The 16639-nt window shown below is 75.1% G+C and carries 15 protein-coding genes; 5 read left to right on the forward strand and 10 right to left on the reverse strand.

Going from position 1 to position 16639, the window contains the following annotated elements:
• Positions 1-66: 66 nt before the first annotated feature.
• A complete protein-coding gene (locus tag AC3X7Z_RS06120; RefSeq protein ID WP_241005237.1) occupies positions 67-1293 on the forward strand; it encodes an MFS transporter in 1227 nt (408 codons plus the stop codon).
• On the opposite strand, the gene AC3X7Z_RS06125 is transcribed toward AC3X7Z_RS06120, so the two are convergent.
• Entirely contained in the window at positions 1274-1804 is a 531-nt protein-coding gene (locus tag AC3X7Z_RS06125; RefSeq protein ID WP_186339389.1) for a hypothetical protein, read from the reverse strand. The two genes, AC3X7Z_RS06120 and AC3X7Z_RS06125, sit on opposite strands and share 20 nt — an antisense overlap.
• A gap of 137 nt (positions 1805-1941) precedes the next feature.
• Here AC3X7Z_RS06125 and AC3X7Z_RS06130 point away from each other — a divergent pair, with 137 nt between their 5' ends.
• The 4 genes from AC3X7Z_RS06130 (at position 1942) to AC3X7Z_RS06145 (ending at position 4600) form a co-directional block, all read left to right on the forward strand.
• The gene (locus tag AC3X7Z_RS06130; RefSeq protein WP_489975333.1) at positions 1942-2739 is read left to right on the forward strand and encodes a hypothetical protein; all 798 of its coding nucleotides are present in this window, start codon (positions 1942-1944) and stop codon (positions 2737-2739) included.
• On the forward strand, positions 2736-3248 hold the full coding sequence (locus AC3X7Z_RS06135) for a DUF1648 domain-containing protein (RefSeq protein ID WP_489975334.1): 513 nt from the start codon (positions 2736-2738) through the stop codon (positions 3246-3248). Before AC3X7Z_RS06130 ends, AC3X7Z_RS06135 begins: the two co-directional genes overlap by 4 nt.
• A gap of 63 nt (positions 3249-3311) precedes the next feature.
• Positions 3312-3611 carry a hypothetical protein gene (locus tag AC3X7Z_RS06140; protein WP_489975335.1) on the forward strand — a complete coding sequence of 100 codons (300 nt, stop codon included), beginning with the start codon at positions 3312-3314 and terminating at the stop codon, positions 3609-3611.
• Positions 3608-4600, forward strand: a complete 993-nt coding sequence (locus AC3X7Z_RS06145; protein WP_489975336.1) for a hypothetical protein — start codon at positions 3608-3610, stop codon at positions 4598-4600. Before AC3X7Z_RS06140 ends, AC3X7Z_RS06145 begins: the two co-directional genes overlap by 4 nt.
• Before the next feature lie 25 nt (positions 4601-4625).
• On the opposite strand, the gene AC3X7Z_RS06150 is transcribed toward AC3X7Z_RS06145, so the two are convergent.
• The 9 genes from AC3X7Z_RS06150 to AC3X7Z_RS06190 form a co-directional block, all read right to left on the reverse strand.
• Positions 4626-5921, reverse strand: a complete 1296-nt coding sequence (locus tag AC3X7Z_RS06150) for an MFS transporter (RefSeq protein ID WP_489975337.1) — start codon at positions 5919-5921, stop codon at positions 4626-4628.
• Positions 5922-5981: 60 nt separating this feature from the next.
• On the reverse strand, positions 5982-6884 hold the full coding sequence (locus tag AC3X7Z_RS06155) for a ferredoxin family protein (RefSeq protein ID WP_489975338.1): 903 nt from the start codon (positions 6882-6884) through the stop codon (positions 5982-5984).
• Positions 6881-7897, reverse strand: a complete 1017-nt coding sequence (locus tag AC3X7Z_RS06160) for a cupin domain-containing protein (protein WP_489975339.1) — start codon at positions 7895-7897, stop codon at positions 6881-6883. Before AC3X7Z_RS06160 ends, AC3X7Z_RS06155 begins: the two co-directional genes overlap by 4 nt.
• 101 nt (positions 7898-7998) lie before the next feature.
• Positions 7999-8256, reverse strand: coding sequence for a hypothetical protein (locus AC3X7Z_RS06165; protein WP_489975340.1), 258 nt, complete (start codon positions 8254-8256; stop codon positions 7999-8001).
• Between the two features lie 118 nt (positions 8257-8374).
• Positions 8375-9454, reverse strand: a complete 1080-nt coding sequence (locus AC3X7Z_RS06170) for a hypothetical protein (RefSeq protein WP_489975341.1) — start codon at positions 9452-9454, stop codon at positions 8375-8377.
• 99 nt (positions 9455-9553) lie between these two features.
• Positions 9554-12472 (reverse strand): ATP-binding protein, encoded by a 2919-nt coding sequence (locus tag AC3X7Z_RS06175; RefSeq protein ID WP_489975342.1) that lies wholly within the window; start codon positions 12470-12472, stop codon positions 9554-9556.
• A 336-nt stretch (positions 12473-12808) separates the two neighbouring features.
• Positions 12809-13999: an imidazolonepropionase gene (gene hutI / locus AC3X7Z_RS06180; RefSeq protein ID WP_489975343.1), complete on the reverse strand. Its 1191-nt coding sequence runs from the start codon at positions 13997-13999 to the stop codon at positions 12809-12811.
• Positions 13996-15309, reverse strand: a complete 1314-nt coding sequence (locus AC3X7Z_RS06185; protein ID WP_489975344.1) for a formimidoylglutamate deiminase — start codon at positions 15307-15309, stop codon at positions 13996-13998. Before AC3X7Z_RS06185 ends, hutI begins: the two co-directional genes overlap by 4 nt.
• Positions 15306-16523: an allantoate amidohydrolase gene (locus AC3X7Z_RS06190; RefSeq protein ID WP_489975345.1), complete on the reverse strand. Its 1218-nt coding sequence runs from the start codon at positions 16521-16523 to the stop codon at positions 15306-15308. Before AC3X7Z_RS06190 ends, AC3X7Z_RS06185 begins: the two co-directional genes overlap by 4 nt.
• Positions 16524-16639: the final 116 nt, after the last annotated feature.

The following is a 16639-nucleotide window of genomic DNA, read 5'->3' on the forward strand; positions in this document are numbered from 1 at the left end:
CCCGTGCGCTCCAGCACGCCCGTCGGGGTCGTCCGCATCGAGGGCCGCGGGCCGTAGCGTGTGCGCGTGAGCACCTCGGGGGACGTCGCGTTCCGCTTCCGCGACATCTGGCTGGTGGCCTACGGGCCCTCGATGGTCTCCGCCATCGGCCACGGCGCGATCATGCCGGTGCTGGCGCTGCGGGCGCGCGACCTCGGTGCCGACGTCTCCACCGCCGCCGCGATCGTGGCCCTCACCGGCGTCGGCATGCTGCTGGCCAGCCTCCCGTCGGGCGCGCTGGTGGCCCGGGTGGGCGAGCGCCGGGCCCTCGTGGGCGCGGGGATCCTCGACGCGGCGGCGATGGCCTTCGCCGCGCTCACCGACTCCGTCGCCGGGCTCGCGGTCGGGGTGCTGCTCAGCGGCGTGTGCTGGACGCTCTTCCTGATCGCCCGGCAGGGCTTCATGATCGACGCGGTCCCCGAGACCCACCGCGCCCGGGCGATGTCGCTGCTCGGCGGCTCCCACCGGGTGGGCGTGCTCGTCGGTCCGCTCATCGGCGCCGGCCTGATCGAGGTCACCGACCTGACCAGCGTCTTCTGGCTCGGTGCGGCGATGTCGGTCCTCGCGGCCCTCCTCGCCGCCACGATGCCCGACCTCGGCGAGGAGAAGCGAGCGGCGGAGCGGGCACGTGGCCACGTCGGCGTGTGGTCGGTCATCGTCGCGCACCGCCGGCTCCTGGCCACCCTCGGCACGGCCGTCATGGTCCTGGGCGTCAGTCGGTCGCTGCGGCTCAGCCTGCTGCCGCTGTGGGCCGACCACATCGGGCTCTCGGCGTCCACCACGTCGCTGATCTTCGCGGGGGCGTCCGCCATCGACGTGGCGTTCATGTGGCCGGGCGGCTGGCTGATGGACGCCCGGGGCCGGATGGTGGTCGCGGTGCCGGTGGTGCTGTCGATGGCCGTCGCGTGCCTCCTGCTCCCCCTGGCCACGAGCGCGCTCACGGTCGCGCTCGTCATGGCCCTCATCGCGTGCGGCAACGGCCTCGGGTCGGGCATCGTGATGACGCTCGGGGCGGATGCCGCGCCGGAGGGCGGCCGGTCGCAGTTCCTCGGCGCGTGGCGGCTGTGCGGCGACATCGGCAACACCGGCGGTCCCCTGCTGGTGAGCGCGGTGGCCGCCGTCGCGCCGCTGGCTGCGGCGAGCGTGGTGGTCGGCGTGCTGGGCCTGGCCGGGGCGGGGTGGGTGGGCTACTGGACGCGGAGGGTGGACCTCGCGCGGACGAACGCGGTGCCGGTCAGCCGACCGTCACCGTGACCTCGTTGGACACGACCTCGGAGTCGGTGTCGACCACGCGGAACTTGTTGGGCCCGGTGCGGCTGGTCTGGACGTAGGTGGCGAACGTGCCGCCACTGACCGACATCGTCACCGGGAAGTCCGACCACGTGCCGTTCTCCATCCGCTGCACCTGCAGGATCGCCCCCTCGCCGGCCGGGTAGGTGCCGGTGAGGTCGATCTGCTGCATGGGGCTCACCGACTGCTGGTCGGCCGTCAGCGAGATGCCCTCCGCGGGCGCCTCCGAGGTCGACTCCTCACCCGGGTTGGGCTCCGACGCCTCGGCGGAGCCGGCCTCGGTGCTGGTCTCGGTGGGCTTGGGCAGGCGGAAGGTGGCCGAGGAGCTCGGCGCGCCGCTGGCCTCGGTGTCGTCGCCGATGCCGGTCACCTTGACCCCGACGAGGACCGCGAGCCCGCCGAGCAGGCCGATGACCACGGCGACCCCGACCAGGGCGATGAGCCCCGTCAGGACGGGGCGGTTCTCGGTGTCCATGTCGGTGGGGAGGGACCTTTCGCGCGGGGTGCGGGGCCTCGTTGTCGGCGGGGCCATTGTCCGGGAGGGGCGGGTGCGCGGCCAAGTCGGCCGGTGCGTCGGTGGGCGTGCCACCCCGCGTCGGACAGGATGGGCACATGCAGTCACCGTTGCGACACGGCAAGGCCGCCATCGGCACGACCCTAGCGGGCGGAGCGCTGGCCGCGCTGTCCTCTGCCCCGGAGCGCGCCTCCCGCCTGCTGCGCCACCGCTACCCCACGGTCGCCGTGACCGGCATGACGGGCGTGGGCAAGACCCGCCTGGCCGACCGCCTCTCCCGGCGCGCGAGCGCGGAGTCGGGCGGCTCGGAGGAGGGCTCGGAGGTGGGCTCGGCCGTCATGGAGCGTCGTACGCGCCGCAACGCGCGGCTGCGCGGCTACCGCTTCCGCGTCGTGCCCGGCGAGAACGCCGCCACCCGCCTCGGCGCCCTCGACGAGGTCTTCCACGACGAGCCGGTCGACGGGGTGCTGCACGTGGTCGCGTGGGGCCACGCCACCCCGCGGCGCACCGCCGGCACCACCGGCGCGGCGCTCGCCACGCGCGAGGAGCAGCTCGCCGCCGAGCTCGACGACTGGGCCATCACGGCCCACCGCATCGCCAGCATGGCGGTGCGACGCGACCGGCCGACCTGGCTGGTCGTCGCGGTCACCAAGGCCGACCTGTTCCCCGACGACGTCGACGAGGCGGTGCGCTACTACTCCCCCGGCAGCGGCTCCCCCTTCGCCGAGCGCCTCGACGAGCTCCGCGCCCTGGCCGGCGGCGCCAGGCTGTCGATCGACGTGCTGCCGGTGTGCTCCCAGGGCGGCGACAAGCGCTCCCCCATGCCCGAGAAGGCGTGCAGCGACCTCCTCGGTCGCCTCGAGCTGCGGATGGCCCAGCTGAGCGGGCACGTGTGAGGGGTGCCGGCCGCCGCGCCCTCCTCGTGGTCGGCGCGGCGTACGTCGCGGCGCTGGCGTGGGCCGCCGTCGTCCTGCCCGACCGGGTGCCCACCCACTTCGACGCCGCCGGCCGGGTGGACGAGTGGTCGTCGCGCACCGCGCTGATGGTGACCTGGGTCGTCCTCGGCGTCGTCGTGCTCGCCGGCATCCCGGCGCTGACCCGGGCGCTGACCGCCGGCGACGGCACCTGGGTCAACATGCCGCAGGCGTCGAAGGACTACTGGTTCGCCCCGGAGCGGCGCGCCGAGTTCGCCGTGCGCTTCCAGGACGACATGGAGGCCGTCACCGCGCTCACCGGGGCCCTGCTCGTGGCCGCGCTGGTCCTCACCACCTGGGTGGGCGCCACCGGCGGGGACGCCGCCCCCTCGTGGGCGTTCCCGGTGCTGGTGGGGGGCTACCTCGTGCTAACGGCGCTCTGGACGGTGCGCCTGCTGCGGGCCTACCGGCCGCCGGTCCAGACCGGGTGAGCGCGTAGCCCCCAGGTGCCCGACTCCTGGTTTCGACACCGTCCCGGAGGGCACAAGGCCTCCATGAGGCCGATCGCGATCAACCAGCGGGCGCTGCGGGGCGCCAAGGAGGAGCTCGACTCCGCGCGGGAGGCGTTGCGCGGCGCGCTGGGCGACATCGACCACCCCGCCGACGACTTCCCGTGGCGCGACCTGGTGGTCGAGGGCGTGCGCGCCCTGGTCGACGACGCCGAGCAGGTCGCGAGGCGATGCCGCACCCTCGCCGGCGCGATCGACGACTCGGTCGTCGACTTCGACGAGCTCGACCTCATGGTCGGGGAGGCCGCCGCCGTCGCCGCGAGGCTCGACCAGGTCACGCCATGACCAGGATCGTGGCCGACCGGGTCGAGACCCAGGAGGAGCGGTTCCAGTTCGGCGACCCGATCGGCTGCCGCTACCACTGGGTCGAGCCCGACGAGGTCGACTCCTACGGCGACTCGGTGCGCCGACTGTCGGCCAAGGTCGAGCTCGCCGTCGACGCCTTCGAGCGCACCTCGACGCTCTCCGAGGACGTCTTCGCCGGGGAGGCGGCCGACACGCTCCGCGACCGCGCCGCCCGGCGGCACGAGGAGTCGGCGAGCGTCCGCGACGACCTGCGCGGTCTCGGCCGGGCGATCAACGCCTACGCCGACGTCCTGCGCCGCCACCGCGAGGGCCTCGAGCAGCTGCGCGCGTTCGCCGTGAGCAAGGGCCTCGAGGTCCGCGAGCACCGCGTCTGGCCCCCGGTCGCGACCCTGCCCGGTGACGCCACCCAGCGGCAGGCCGACGCGTGGGAGGCCGACTGGAAGGCCTACCAGGACTGCTTCGAGACCAAGCTCGAGCTGCGTGACGCCCGCCGTGCGGGCGCCCGCGAGCTCGTGCGGGCGCTCGCCGAGCATGCCGGGGTGCATCCCGACAAGGACCAGGCGAAGGTCGTCGCCGCCGGCCCACGTGCGGTCACCTTCGGCGAGCTTCGCCGCGAGGCCGCCGAGGAGGCCCGGGAGGCCGTCGAGGCCGCGGACGGCGCGGACGCGGCTCGCGGCACCGTCGACGCGCTCAGGCGCCGCGAGCAGTCGGCGCTCGACAGCCTCGAGCGGCTCCTCCTCGCCGGGGCGCCCCACGAGGAGATCGACGCCCAGGCAGGGAAGGTCCAGGCGCTGCACCGCGAGCTCGACGACGCCCGGGCCGAGGCCCGCGACGCCGAGGCCGCCGCCGACCGCGAGCAGGCTCAGGCCAACCGCGCGGCGCGCGACCTGCGGGCCGCGGAGGAGGGCGGGCCGCGCCTCATCGCCCAGCGCCGGCCCGCGAGCGACCTCGAGGACCGGCTCGGCTGAGCGTCGGATCGCCCGCGGCTGCCCGCTAGTCCGGCTGCGCCGAGTCCGTCGCGCGGCGCTCGCGCTCGGCGACGGCGTGCTCGTCGGTGCGCGAGTCGTAGGACCAGAAGTCGCGCAGCGCCACCGCGGTCAGAACGACCCCGCCGACGCACGCCACGCCGCCGCTCACGATCGCCCCGCGCACCGACCAGGCGTCCGCCACGAAGCCGGCGCGCGTCTCGCCGACCATCGGACCGACCGAGTAGGACAGCATCTCGATGCCGGCGAGGCGCCCGCGCATGGTGTCGGGGATCGTCTGGTTCCACACCGTCGACCGGAAGACCGCCGAGACCATGTCGGCCGCCCCGGCCAGCGCCAGGAACAGGCACGCCAGCCAGAACGACGGCATCAGCCCGGCGAGCGCGATGCAGCCGCCGTAGAGGCTGGCGGCGATGACGATCGCGCGGCCGTGGTGGTGCACCCGCCCGATCCATCCGCTGAGCGCGGTGGCGACCAGGGCTCCGACGGTCTCGGCCGAGTAGAGCAGGCCCAGCAGCTCGGGCCGGTCGAACACCTCGTGCGCCAGGGCGGGGAACAGCACCACCGGGATCGCCAGCATCATCGCGGCGATGTCGACGACGTAGGTGCCGAGGAGGTCGCGGCGGCGCAGCGCATAGGTGAGGCCCTCGTGGACGCCGCGCAGGCTCGGCGGCGTGGTCTCGCCGGCGTGCGGGTAGGGCCGCATGGCCGTGAACAGCACCGTGGCGACCGCGTAGCCCGCCATGCCCGCCACGAAGCACCAGCCGACGCCGACGTAGGCCATCAGCAGGCCGCCGATGAGCGGTCCGAGCAGGACGCCGAGCTGCATCGCGAAGCTGCTGAGCGCGTTGGCGGCGGCGATCTGGTCGTGCCGCACGGTGCGCGGCTCGAGCGCCTCCCGCGACGGGCGCTGCACCGAGCTCGCGGCCGCGTAGAGGGCGGCGACGACGAAGATCAGCCAGACCCTGGGGTGCGCGGAGAACGCGTTCCAGGCGAACACGCCCATCAGGACGACCTGGACGACCCCGGTCACCACGAGCAGCCGGCGCCGGTCGACGTGGTCGGCCAGCGCGCCGCCGTAGAGCCCGAACACGATCAGCGGCCCGAGCTCGACCAGGCCCACGAGGCCGACGAGGAGGTTGGACCCGGTGAGGTCGTAGATCGCGAACGGCACGGCGACGTAGGCGACCATGCTCCCGAGGTAGAAGACGCTGCCGGCGGTGAACAGCAGCCGGAAGTCGCGCGACTCGCGCAGCGGGGTCACGTCCATCCGCATCGAGCGGAGCCGGTCGGTCCAGGTCACGAGGGACCAGTCTCCCCGCACGCGGCGTGGCGGCGCACCCGACTTTGCGTCCGGTGGACGTCAGGAGGCGGCGCGGACCTCGACGACCTCGTGGCGCGGCACGGCGCTCTCGCGGCGGGCCGAGCAGGTGAGCCGGTGGGTCGTCTCCCCCGGCACCCGGCGCACGACGACCTCGACCGGCTCGTGCCCGCGCACCTCGAACCGGGCGGTGGTCAGGTCGCCGTCCACGCGGACGGCGCCCGGGCGCACGTCGTCGAGGCCGACGAGGCCGTGCTCGTGGCGCAGCGCCACGTCGGCCGCCTGGACCGCCATCGGCAGGTCGGACCGGCCGCGGAGGTGCTCGAGCAGCACCTCGCCCGCCGCCGTGGCAGCGGCGACGCGCTGCGCGGACCCGGCATCGAGGTCGCCGTAGTAGAGCCCGCGCGGCAGCACGACGAGGTTGCCGGCGAACCGGTCGCCCCCGACGTGGGACACCTCCCACACGGCGTCGGCGTGCGGGCCGTCGGCGAGCGCCCGCGCGACCGGTCGGCCGCGCTCGGCGCAGCACGCGTCGTGGCGTCCGTGGGTGCAGACCGCGAGCACCGGGGCCGGCTCGGGTGGGAGGCCGAGGCTCTGCCCACGGCCGAGGGCGGCCAGGTCGAGGTCGCGCACGTCCTGCACGCGGTCGAGGTCGACCGCCTCGGCCCAGGAGTCCGGGCCGGCGACGCGTGCGGCGACGACGCGGGTCGGACCGCCGGGGGCGCTGCGGCCGGGACGGCGGACCAGGAGCACGCGTACGCGGTGGCGCCGGGACTGCTCCTGCAGGTGGGCGCCGACGCCGTCGGGGAGCCGAGCGTCGCGCAGCGCGTCCGCGCCCCACGGCCCGGGGTGCTCGACCAGCAGGAAGCTGCGCACGGTGGAGGCGGTGCCGGCGAGCTGGTCGCCGCGCTCGCGGCTGGCCGGGGCGCACCGGAAGGCGGTCACCGCACGACCTCGAGCAGCCCTTCCCGGACCAGCCGGCGGCACAGCACCAGCGCGCTCTCGGCGTCGAGCGGGGCGAGGTCGCCCGGCGTCAGCTCCGCGTGGGCGGCGACGTGCTCCAGGGCCGGACGGACCCGCGCCGGCACCCGGACGACGCGGTCGCCGATCAGCACCCGGACCGTGCCACCGTCGTCGACCAGCACGCAGGGATGTCCGCGCCGGCGGCGCAGGCGGGTGTCGGCGTCGATCGTGGCCAGCGACGCGCGGTCGAGCAGGGCACCCGCCAGGCGCGGCGGGCGGTGGCTGACGAACCGCTCTGCCTGTCCGGCGGCGAGCGCCGCGGGGTCGAGCCGGCGGACGGCGTCGGCGAGGGTCGTGAGGTGGCCCGACAGTCCCGCGGCCAGGCGGGCCGGGTCGCTGAGGTAGCCGGCGGGCAGGTGGTCGTCGGGCACGTCGGCGAGCAGCCCCTCGACCTCACGGGCGAGGAGGGCCCGCCAGGTCAGCTGGTTGATGCCGATGGTCAGGTGGAGCGAGACGGACTCCTGCGCACGCGCGGCGTGGGGGGTGCCGGTCGGGAGGTAGGCCACCACCCCCGGCTCGAGCAGCAGGTCGCCGGGCCCGCCCTCGCCGTGCACCTCCCACCTCTTCGTGCCGTGGGTCTGCACCACGAACACGTCGTGGGAGTCGGAGTGGACCGCGAAGCCCTGCGCCCCGGGCGGGGTGAGGTAGGCGTTGACCTGGCAGGGGTGGCCGAGCTCGAGCTCGAGCTCGGCGACGAGGTCGCCGACGGGCGAGCAGTAGCGCTGGAGGCCCTGCAGCACGATCGTCGCGCCCTCGTCGTGCAGGCGCATCAGCTTCTCCGGGTCGACCAGCCCGGTCAGCGGCCTGCCGGCGAGGCTGCCGCCGCGGGTGAAGGACGACTCCGGCAGCACCGACCCGTTGCGGGCGACCCGCACGGCCGGCGTGCGGATCGCGGTCTGGGTCAGGAGATGGTCGACGTCGGCGAGCGAGAGCACCTCGGCGCCGTAGGCCGGATCGGTGCGGTGGACGTGGACGGACGACGCCCAGACCTTGTCGAGGAAGGTCTGGGCGTCGCCCGTGAGGCGGTCGAGAGCGCTCAGAGCGCGGTCCCGTCGGTGCCGTCGGCGTCGGTCGAGTCGCCGTCGGTGGCATCGGTCGAGTCACCGTCGGTGCCGTCGGCGTCCGCGCCGTCGGCGTCGGTCGAGTCGCCGTCGGTCGCATCGGTCGAGTCACCGTCGGTGCCGTCGGCGTCGGTGCCGTCGGCATCCGTCCCGGGACCGGCCGCGACGCCGGTGGGGTCGACGCCCTCGGTGCTCATCTCGTCGTCGCCGAGGGGGTTGTCAGGAGTCGTCATGGGTTCCTCCCAGTCGCACCGTGACGGTCGGTCCGTCCCGGGTCTGTGTCGAGTCTGGCGCTCGGGCTCCCCACCGTTCCACACCCCGGTGGACGGGCTCTCGCGCCTGCCGGGCCCCTCAGTAGCGCTGGTTCTGCCAGAGCAGGGCCGCCGCGGCGTACTCGGTGGGGTTGCAGTAGCCGCCGTAGGTGCGGTAGCGCACGGGCGAGACGAGCTCCGTGGCGCAGTCGGCCGCGTGCTCGAGCGGCTCCCACCTGGGCGACATCGGGACGGTCGGCACCGCGGGGTCGGGGTTGTTGTCGGGGACGAACACCTCCTCGGAGCGGGCCTTCAGCTTGGCCCAGTCCTGTTGGGTGCCGCCCCAGTTGTAGAACTGCTTCATGTGCGCGCACTCGTGGATGGAGATGGCGAGCCTGCTCTCCTCCGGCTCGTACGGGATCGCCGCGAGCGCCGCGGTGTCGATCGTGATGCCGTGCTGCCAGCTGAAGACGGCGTCGTTGTCGCCGGTGATGCCGGTGGTGTCGATCGTGATGTTGGCGGTGGGGCACAGCGAGGCGATGGGCGCGTAGAAGCGCGCCTGGTCACCGGTGTACATCGCCTGGTTCTCGAACGTGACGCTCACCGGCTTGGAGGCCACGCTGCGGCGCGCGCGCCGCGGGCCCTTGGTGATCTTCTTGGTCTTGAGGCGGTAGTCGACCCGCTGCGCAGGGACGCCGGCGGGCACCACGTGGGCCGGGATCCGGGCGGTGACGAGCTGGCGGCCGATCTTGCCGCGGGCCCCGCTGACCTTGCCCCACTTGCCTCCGTCGACCCGCGCCTGCACGAAGACCTTCTTGGGCTTGATGGGCTTGACGCCCCGGTAGGTCTTCCACGCCGCCTGCATCTGGATGCCGGTGCCGGAGCCGCGGACGGCGGTGGTGAAGCCGAAGCCGTCGATGCGGTTGTGCTTCTTGCCCCAGAAGGCGAAGAGCGGCCTGCGCACGGCTCGAGCGGAGGACGTGCGCGCCGAGCCGGGTGCCTCCACCACGAGCGGCGCCGGCGGGGGCAGTGGCTGCACGTCGCGGGTCGTCAGCGCCACGTCGGGAGGAGTGGGGCGCTCGGCGTCGGGGGCGGCCGCGACGGGGCCTGCGACTAGCGCCGTGGACAGGACCACCGCCGCTGCTGCCAGTGCGGTGGTGAGACGTCGACCTGCTCGCATGTGGTTCGCTCCGTGTCGTGTGTGTCGTGTGTGGGATGCCGGGGTCGCCCCCTGCCTACCCGGCGGAGCCGGAGGGCAAACGCCCGGCACGCGGTCGGGTCACAGCAGCCCCCGGCGCCGGGCGACGGCCGCGGCCTCGGTGCGCGAGGCGGCGTCGAGCTTGGCCAGGATGTGGGAGACGTGGACCGAGACGGTCTTGGTGCTGATGAAGAGCTGCTTGCCGATCTCGCCGTTGGACCTGCCCTCCGCGACGAGGGCGAGGACCTCCGCCTCCCGCGGCGTCAGGCTCGCCGCGTGCTCGGAGGTGGCCGGGGTGGCGGTGGAGCCCTGCGCGGTGAGCTCGTCGAGCATCGGCTGGGCGCCGATCGCCCGGGCCACCTCGCGCGCCAGGTCGGCGACCTGCCGGGCGCCGTCGGCGTCGCCGGCCGCGCGCAGCACCCCGGCCAGCCGGACCCGGGTCTGGGCCAGCTCGGGGACGCTGCCGTAGGCCACGGCGGCCTCCTCGGCCGTGCGCCAGGCCGACACGAGCTCGTCGGCCGATGGCGGGGCGACCTGGGCCAGCCAGCGCCACCGCAGGTGCTCGGCGGTGCGGCGCGCGACCCACATCCGGTATTCGGGGCCATGGCTGTCGTCGTAGGGGGCGTAGAAGTCGATCACCCGGCCGCCGTCGGCCGCCAGCCGCTCGACGTCGCGCGCGGCGCACTCGCGCTCGTCGGCCGACTGGCGATGGGCGGCAGCCGCGAACGCGGTGAGCGCCAGCGTCGCGAGCCGCAGCCGGGCCTGGAACCACTCGTGCCACAGCGGCACGACCGCGGTGACGACGTCGTCGTAGACCGATAGCGCGAGCGCCCCGTCGCCGGCGGCGGCGGCGCGCAGGATCTCGGCCGCGGCCGACGAGATCGCGGTCAGCCCGTCGGTGGTCCAGTGCTCGCGCAGCCGCTCCAACGCCTGGGCCTTAGAGCTGCCACGCAGGCCGATGACGATGAACATCTGGTGCGCGAAGTAGGCCCACTCCGAGACCATGGGCGGGCTCTGCCCGCTCACGTCGAGGAGCTCCCACGCCTCGTCGAGCAGGCCCTGGTGGGTGAGCACGACGGCGAGCAGCAGCCGCGCCTCGGCGGGATAGGGCGACCAGGTCAGACCGCCGACCTCGCTGCGGGCGATCACCTCGCGATAGACCTCGACCGCCGCGGCGAGGTCGCCGCCGTCGTGGTGCGCGCGCCCGAGCAGGTAGAGCGCCCGCAGCTCCGGCTCGATCAGGCCGGCACGACGCGCCCGGTCGGCCGCCGCCCGCCACCCGACGACCGCACTGGACCCACCCTCGGGGTCGAGGCCGGCGACGGTGGCGTGGAGCTCGACGGCCAGGCTGGCGAGGTCGTGGCGCTCGGCGAGCTCGAGGGCCGGCAGCGCGACCGCCCGCGCCTGGTCGTCGTGCCAGCCGACCAGGGTCTGGGCGTGCACCAGCAGGGCCCGGGCCAGCAGCTTGGGCGGCCCCGTGCGCAGCAGCTCGACGGCCTCGGCGGCGGTCTCGCTGGGCGACTCGGGGCTGTCGGTGAGCAGCAGCGCGGAGGCCAGCGCCGTCAGCAGCTGGCCGCGGTCGACGTCGGCGCCCTCGGCGGGCAGGGCGGCCAGCCGGGCGCGCAGCACCTTGACGGCTTTGGCGACCCGGCCCGAGGCGATCAGCGCCTCGGCGCAGCGGCGGGCGAGGGCGAAGTCGTCGATCCCGGGCACCGGCTCGCGGGACGTGTCGACGAGCTCGAGCGCGTCGAGGAAGTGGGTGGCCGCCTCGGCCGGACCGCCGACGGCCAGCGCCTCCTCGCCCGCCTCGATCGAGGCGCGGACGGCGACGGGAACGTCGTGGGCCCGGCGCGCGTGCTGCGCGAGCTCGGCTGCCGTGCCGACCGCGCGGCCCTCGCCGAGGGCGGCGACGAAGTCGGCGTGCAGCCGCATGCGCTCGCCCGGCAGCAGGTCGTCGTAGACGGCCTCGCCGAGCAGCGCGTGGCGGAAGGCGTAGGTGTCGCCGCGGGAGGCGATCAGCACGTGGGCGTCGACGGCGGCGCGCAGCGCGGCCTCGAGCGCGGCGGCGTCGAGGTCGGAGACGGCGGCGAGCAGGCCGTGGCTGACCTGGCGGCCGGCGACCGACACGATGCGCACGACCTGGCGCGTCGTCTCGTCGAGGCGGTCGAGGTGGACGAGCAGCACGTCGGCGAGCTCGCCGGGCACCTGCCCGGACCACGCGGCGTCGACGAGCTCCTCGATGAAGAACGGGTTGCCCTCGGCGCGGTCGACGATGGAGGTGTACTCCGCCTCGGACAGCGTCGAGGGGTGCAGCGCGCGGACGAGGAGGCGTACGGCGTCGGCGGCGAGCGGCTCGAGCTGGAGGCGGTCGACGCCACGCAGGCGCATCCACTCCGCCACCTGGCGACGCAGCGGGTGGCGGCGGTGCAGGTCGTCGGCGCGGTAGGACACGACCAGGGCGACGCCCGGGACGGGGCGGGAGAAGAGATAGCTGAGCATGTCGCGCGTGGACTCGTCGGCCCAGTGGGCGTCCTCGACGATCACCAGGACCGGGGCGTGCTCGGCGGCGGCGGCGAGGAGGTGGCCGAACGCGTCGTAGACATTGCCGCGGTCGAGGGCCTGGTCGCCCGAGGCGCTCTCGCCGCTGCGGATGCGCCGGCCGGGCTGGAGGCGGGCGAGGGTGGGGTGGGCCTCGAGGACGCGGCCGGTGACATCGGGGTGGTCGGCGACGAGCCCGCCGAGGATCTCGGAGAAGGGGAGGTAGGGCAGGGAGCTGTCGGCGAGGTCGAGGCAGTGTCCGGCGACGACCTGCCAGTCGGCGTCGAGGGCGGCGTCGCGCAGCGCCATCAGCAGTCGGGTCTTGCCCACACCCGCGTCGCCGGCGACGAGCATCGACCGGACCGTCTGGCCGGTCCCGGACGTGCGGATGCCGAGCTGGGCGGTCAACTGCTCCAGCTCGGCATCGCGTCCGATCAGATCGGTGGTCCGCAGGGCCGGCACGGACGCCATTGTGTCGTGCCCGTCCGACACTCGCGGGTCGATCGCGGTGCGGGTCACTTCCCGGTGTCGTCGGCGCGGACGCGGGTCCAGCGGCGCCGGCCGTAGTCCTTGCGGATCCTGTCGTGTCGGTAGTTGATCTCGGCGCTCAGGAAGCTGTCGGTGGCGAACATGTCCTTCTCCTCGTCTCCCGATCCCGTCTGGATCGATGTGTCGAGGTTGCGCCCGTGAGGTAGCACCCGGCATCGGGTGCGTGCCCTATCCGCGGCCGGCCGGCTACCTCAGATGCCCCGCCCGGCGCGTACGACGCCCGCCTGAGGTAGCCGGTGGGCCACCGGCCTACCGCGGGACGACCACCGGGCGGCCGGCCTGCCAGACCCCGGCGACGAGCGGGACGCCGGGGCGGTAGGCCAGGTGGACGTGGGAGGGCGCGTCGAGCAGGACCAGGTCGGCGGTCCTGCCGGGGGCGAGCACGCCGACGTCGGCGCGGTCGAGGGCGGCGGCTCCCATGGCGGTGGCGGCGTGGAGCGCCTCAGCGGGGGTCATCCGCATCTCCCGGACGGCGAGCGCGACGCAGAGCGCCATCGAGGAGGTGAAGCACGACCCGGGGTTGCAGTCGCTGGCCAGTGCCACGCGGACGCCGGCGTCGAGCAGTCGCCGGGCGTCGGGGTAGGGCTGCCGGGTGGAGAACTCCACGCCGGGCAGCAGCGTCGCGATGGTGCCCGACCCCGCGAGCGCGGAGACGTCGGCGTCGGTCAGGAACGTGCAGTGGTCGACGGCGGCCAGGTCCAGCTCGCAGGCCAGCCGCACCCCGCCGCCGTAGGTCAGCTGGTTGGCGTGGAGCCGACCGCGCAGGCCGCTGTCGGACCCCGCCGCCAGGATGGCGCGTGCCTGGTCGACGTCGAAGGCGCCGTCCTCGCAGAACACGTCGATCCACCGGGCGTGCGGTGCCGCCGCCGCGAGCATGGGGCCGGTGACGAGGTCGACGTAGTCCTCGGGGGTGGTGCCGTCGGGGACGACGTGGGCACCGAGGAACGTGGTCTCGTCGGTGAGCTGGCGGGCCACCGCGAGACTCCGCGCCTCGTCGTGCACCGACAACCCGTAGCCGCTCTTGATCTCGACGGTGGTGGTGCCCTGGGCCCGCATCTCGGCGACGAGCCGGGCGGCATGCGAGGTGAGCTGGTCGTCGGTGGCGGCACGCGTCCTGGCGACGGTGGCGCGGATGCCGCCCGCCGTGTAGGGCTCGCCGGTCATCCGCGCCTCGAACTCGGCGGAGCGGTCGCCGGCGAAGACGAGGTGGCTGTGGGAGTCGACGAAGCCGGGGATGACCGCGCGGCCGCCGGCGTCGACGCGCACGTCGGCGGCGGGCGCCTCGGCGGCGGGTCCGACCCAGGCCACCCGGCTGCCCTCGATCACGACGGCGGCGTCGCGGACGAGGCCGAGCAGGCCGCCCTGCGCGGCGCGGGCCGGGTCGTTGGTGACGAGCTCGCCGATCCCGGTGATCACGCTCGCGAGCGGTCCGGGCGTCATCGGTCCTCCCCCCAGATGCGCGCGACGGCGGCCTCGAGCTCGAGGCCGATGTCGTAGCGCTCGCCCTCCTCGACGATCCACCGGCCGTCGGCCATGACGCGCTGCACGTCCTCGGCGCACGCGGCGAACACGACCGCGCCCTCGTCGCGGCCGGCGCCCGCGGTGCGCGGGCTGGCCGGGTCGACGACGACGAGGTCGGCGCGCTGCCCGACCGCTATCGCGCCGGCGTCGGGCCAGCCGAGCGACGCGTGGCCGGTGACGGTGGCGGCGTCGAGCAGCTCGTCGGCGCTCCAGTGACCGCGCCGCTGGGTGGCGAGCCGCTCGTCGAGCTCGACGGCGCGCATCTCCTCGAAGAGGTCGATCACCGCGTGGCTGTCCGAGCCGAGGGTCAGCCGGGCGCCCGCGTCGTGCAGGCGCCGCGACGGGCCGATGCCGTCGCCGAGGTCGCGCTCGGTGGTCGGGCAGAAGGCGGCGTACGCCCCCGCGCGACCGATCAGCGCGACGTCGTCGTCGGTGAGGTGGGTGGCGTGGACGACGCTCGTGGTGGGCCGCAGCAGCCCGTGCTCGTCGAGCAGGCGTGCGGGGGTGAGCCCGTAGGCCTCCAGGCAGGCCTGGTTCTCGGCGACCTGCTCGGACAGGTGGACGTGGAACGGCCGCCCGCCGACCCAGTCGGCGACCGTGCCGAGCGCGTGGTCGGGCACGGCGCGCACCGAGTGGACGGCGGCGCCGACCCGGGCGTGGGGGTCGACGTCGAGCGCGTCGACCCGCTCGGCCCACGCCCGGGCCGAGTCGTCGCTGTAGCGCAGCTGGGCGCCCTGTGGTGCGGCACCGAAGCCGGCCGACAGGTAGAGGGTGTCGAGCAGGGTGATGCGCACGCCCGCCTGCCGCGCCGCCTCGACCAGCGCCCGGCCCATCTCGTTGGGGTCGGCGTAGCGGGCGCCGTCGGGTCGGTGGTGCACGTAGTGGAACTCCCCGACGCAGGTGATGCCCGCCGCGGCCATCTCGCGGAACGTCGCCCGGGCGAGGGCGAGATAGGTGTCGGGGTCGAGCCGCGCGGCGACGGCGTACATCTGGTCGCGCCAGGTCCAGAACGTGCCGCGCTCGCGCTGCGTGCGCCCCCGCAGGGCCCGGTGGAACGCGTGGCTGTGGGTGTTGGCGAGGCCGGGCACCACGAGGCCCCGCACGGGGACGGCGCGGCGGGGGTCGGCGTCCGGGGTCACGGAGGTGAAGCGGCCGTCCTCGACCTCGACGAGCACGTCGTCGAGGAAGCGGTCGCCCACCCAGGCGCGCTCGAGGAGGTAGGCCGTCACGCGGGGTCCCCGGTGAGCTCGGCCAGCACGTCGGCAAGCGCCTCGACCCCGGCCAGGCAGTCGGCGGTCTCGGCGCGCTCATCGGGCGAGTGCGAGACCCCGGTGGGGTTGCGGACGAAGACCATGGCCGTGGGGATGCCCGCGTCGGACAGGATCCCCGCGTCGTGGCCGGCCTGGGTCGAGATGACGGGCCAGTCGCCGAGGTCGGTGAGGCGCGCGGCGAGGTCGGGGTCGAAGGCGACGGCGCCGGAGACCGACTCGGCGGTGACGTCCAGCGACGTGCCGTCGCGGTCGGCCCGGTCGTGCGCCTGCCGCCCGATGGCGTCCACCAGCTCGGCGAGCGCGTCGTCCGACGAGGCGCGGGCGTCGAGCCAGGCGGTCACCAGCGAGGGGATCGCGTTGGTGCCGTTGGGCTCGACCGCGAGGCGACCGAAGGTGGCCCGCTGCCCGGCGAGGCGGGCCTGCTTGTTGGCGGCCAGCGCCGTCATCGCGTAGGTCAGCATCGGGTCGTGGCGGTCCTCCATCCGCGTGGTGCCGGCGTGGTTGGCCTGCCCGGCGAAGTCGAAGCGCCACCGCCCGTGCGGCCAGATCTCGCTGGCCAGCCCGACCGCGACGTCGCGGTGGGCGAGGTCACGGCCCTGCTCGACGTGGAGCTCGACGAAGGTGCCCACGCGGTCCAGCGACAGCAGCCCCTGCGACGGGTCCAGCCCGGCGTCGGCGACGGCGTCGGCGAGCAGCACCCCGTCGCGGTCGCGCAGCTCGCGCGCCTCGTCCCAGGTCGTCGCCCCGGTGACCAGGCGGGAGCCGAGACAGGCGCGGCCGAAGCGCGAGCCCTCCTCCTCGACGAAGACGCCGAGGCCGAGCGGCCGCTCCGGCACGAAGCCGCGCTCGCGGAGCACGTCGACGCCCGCCAGCGCCGAGACCACGCCCAGCGGGCCGTCGTACGCCCCGCCGTCGAGGACCGAGTCGAGGTGGGAGCCGGTCAGCACGCCGCTCGCGGTCGAGGCACTGGCGGGCTCCCACCAGGCGACCTGGTTGCCCACGCCGTCGGTCTCGACGGCGAGGCCGCGCGCGGCGCACGCCTCGGCGAACCAGGCCCGCAGCTCCGACTCGGCGGAGGTCCAGGGCTGACGGAAGTAGCCGCCCGACGACGCGCTGCGCCCGACCGGTGCGAGGTCGCGCCACATCTGCTCGAAGTCCGACGGTGCTGCCATGCGAGCAGTCCACCGGGATCGCCGGACGCGGTCAACGCACGACGTCGGCGATTCGTCTCGGATCCCAGACGCAGCGGCGGGCGGGGCGCTCCACCGCCGCGGGTGAGAGCCTGCCC

The organism is Nocardioides sp. Z24_21 (genome assembly GCF_058134345.1).

Coding starts and splice junctions, on each gene's coding strand:
- AC3X7Z_RS06125 (WP_186339389.1), bottom strand. CDS start 1,804: ATGGACACCGAGAACCGCCCCGTCCTGACGGGGCTCATCGCCCTGGTC.
- AC3X7Z_RS06130 (WP_489975333.1), top strand. CDS start 1,942: ATGCAGTCACCGTTGCGACACGGCAAGGCCGCCATCGGCACGACCCTA.
- AC3X7Z_RS06140 (WP_489975335.1), top strand. CDS start 3,312: ATGAGGCCGATCGCGATCAACCAGCGGGCGCTGCGGGGCGCCAAGGAG.
- AC3X7Z_RS06145 (WP_489975336.1), top strand. CDS start 3,608: ATGACCAGGATCGTGGCCGACCGGGTCGAGACCCAGGAGGAGCGGTTC.
- AC3X7Z_RS06165 (WP_489975340.1), bottom strand. CDS start 8,256: ATGACGACTCCTGACAACCCCCTCGGCGACGACGAGATGAGCACCGAG.
- AC3X7Z_RS06170 (WP_489975341.1), bottom strand. CDS start 9,454: ATGCGAGCAGGTCGACGTCTCACCACCGCACTGGCAGCAGCGGCGGTG.
- hutI (WP_489975343.1), bottom strand. CDS start 13,999: ATGACGCCCGGACCGCTCGCGAGCGTGATCACCGGGATCGGCGAGCTC.
- AC3X7Z_RS06190 (WP_489975345.1), bottom strand. CDS start 16,523: ATGGCAGCACCGTCGGACTTCGAGCAGATGTGGCGCGACCTCGCACCG.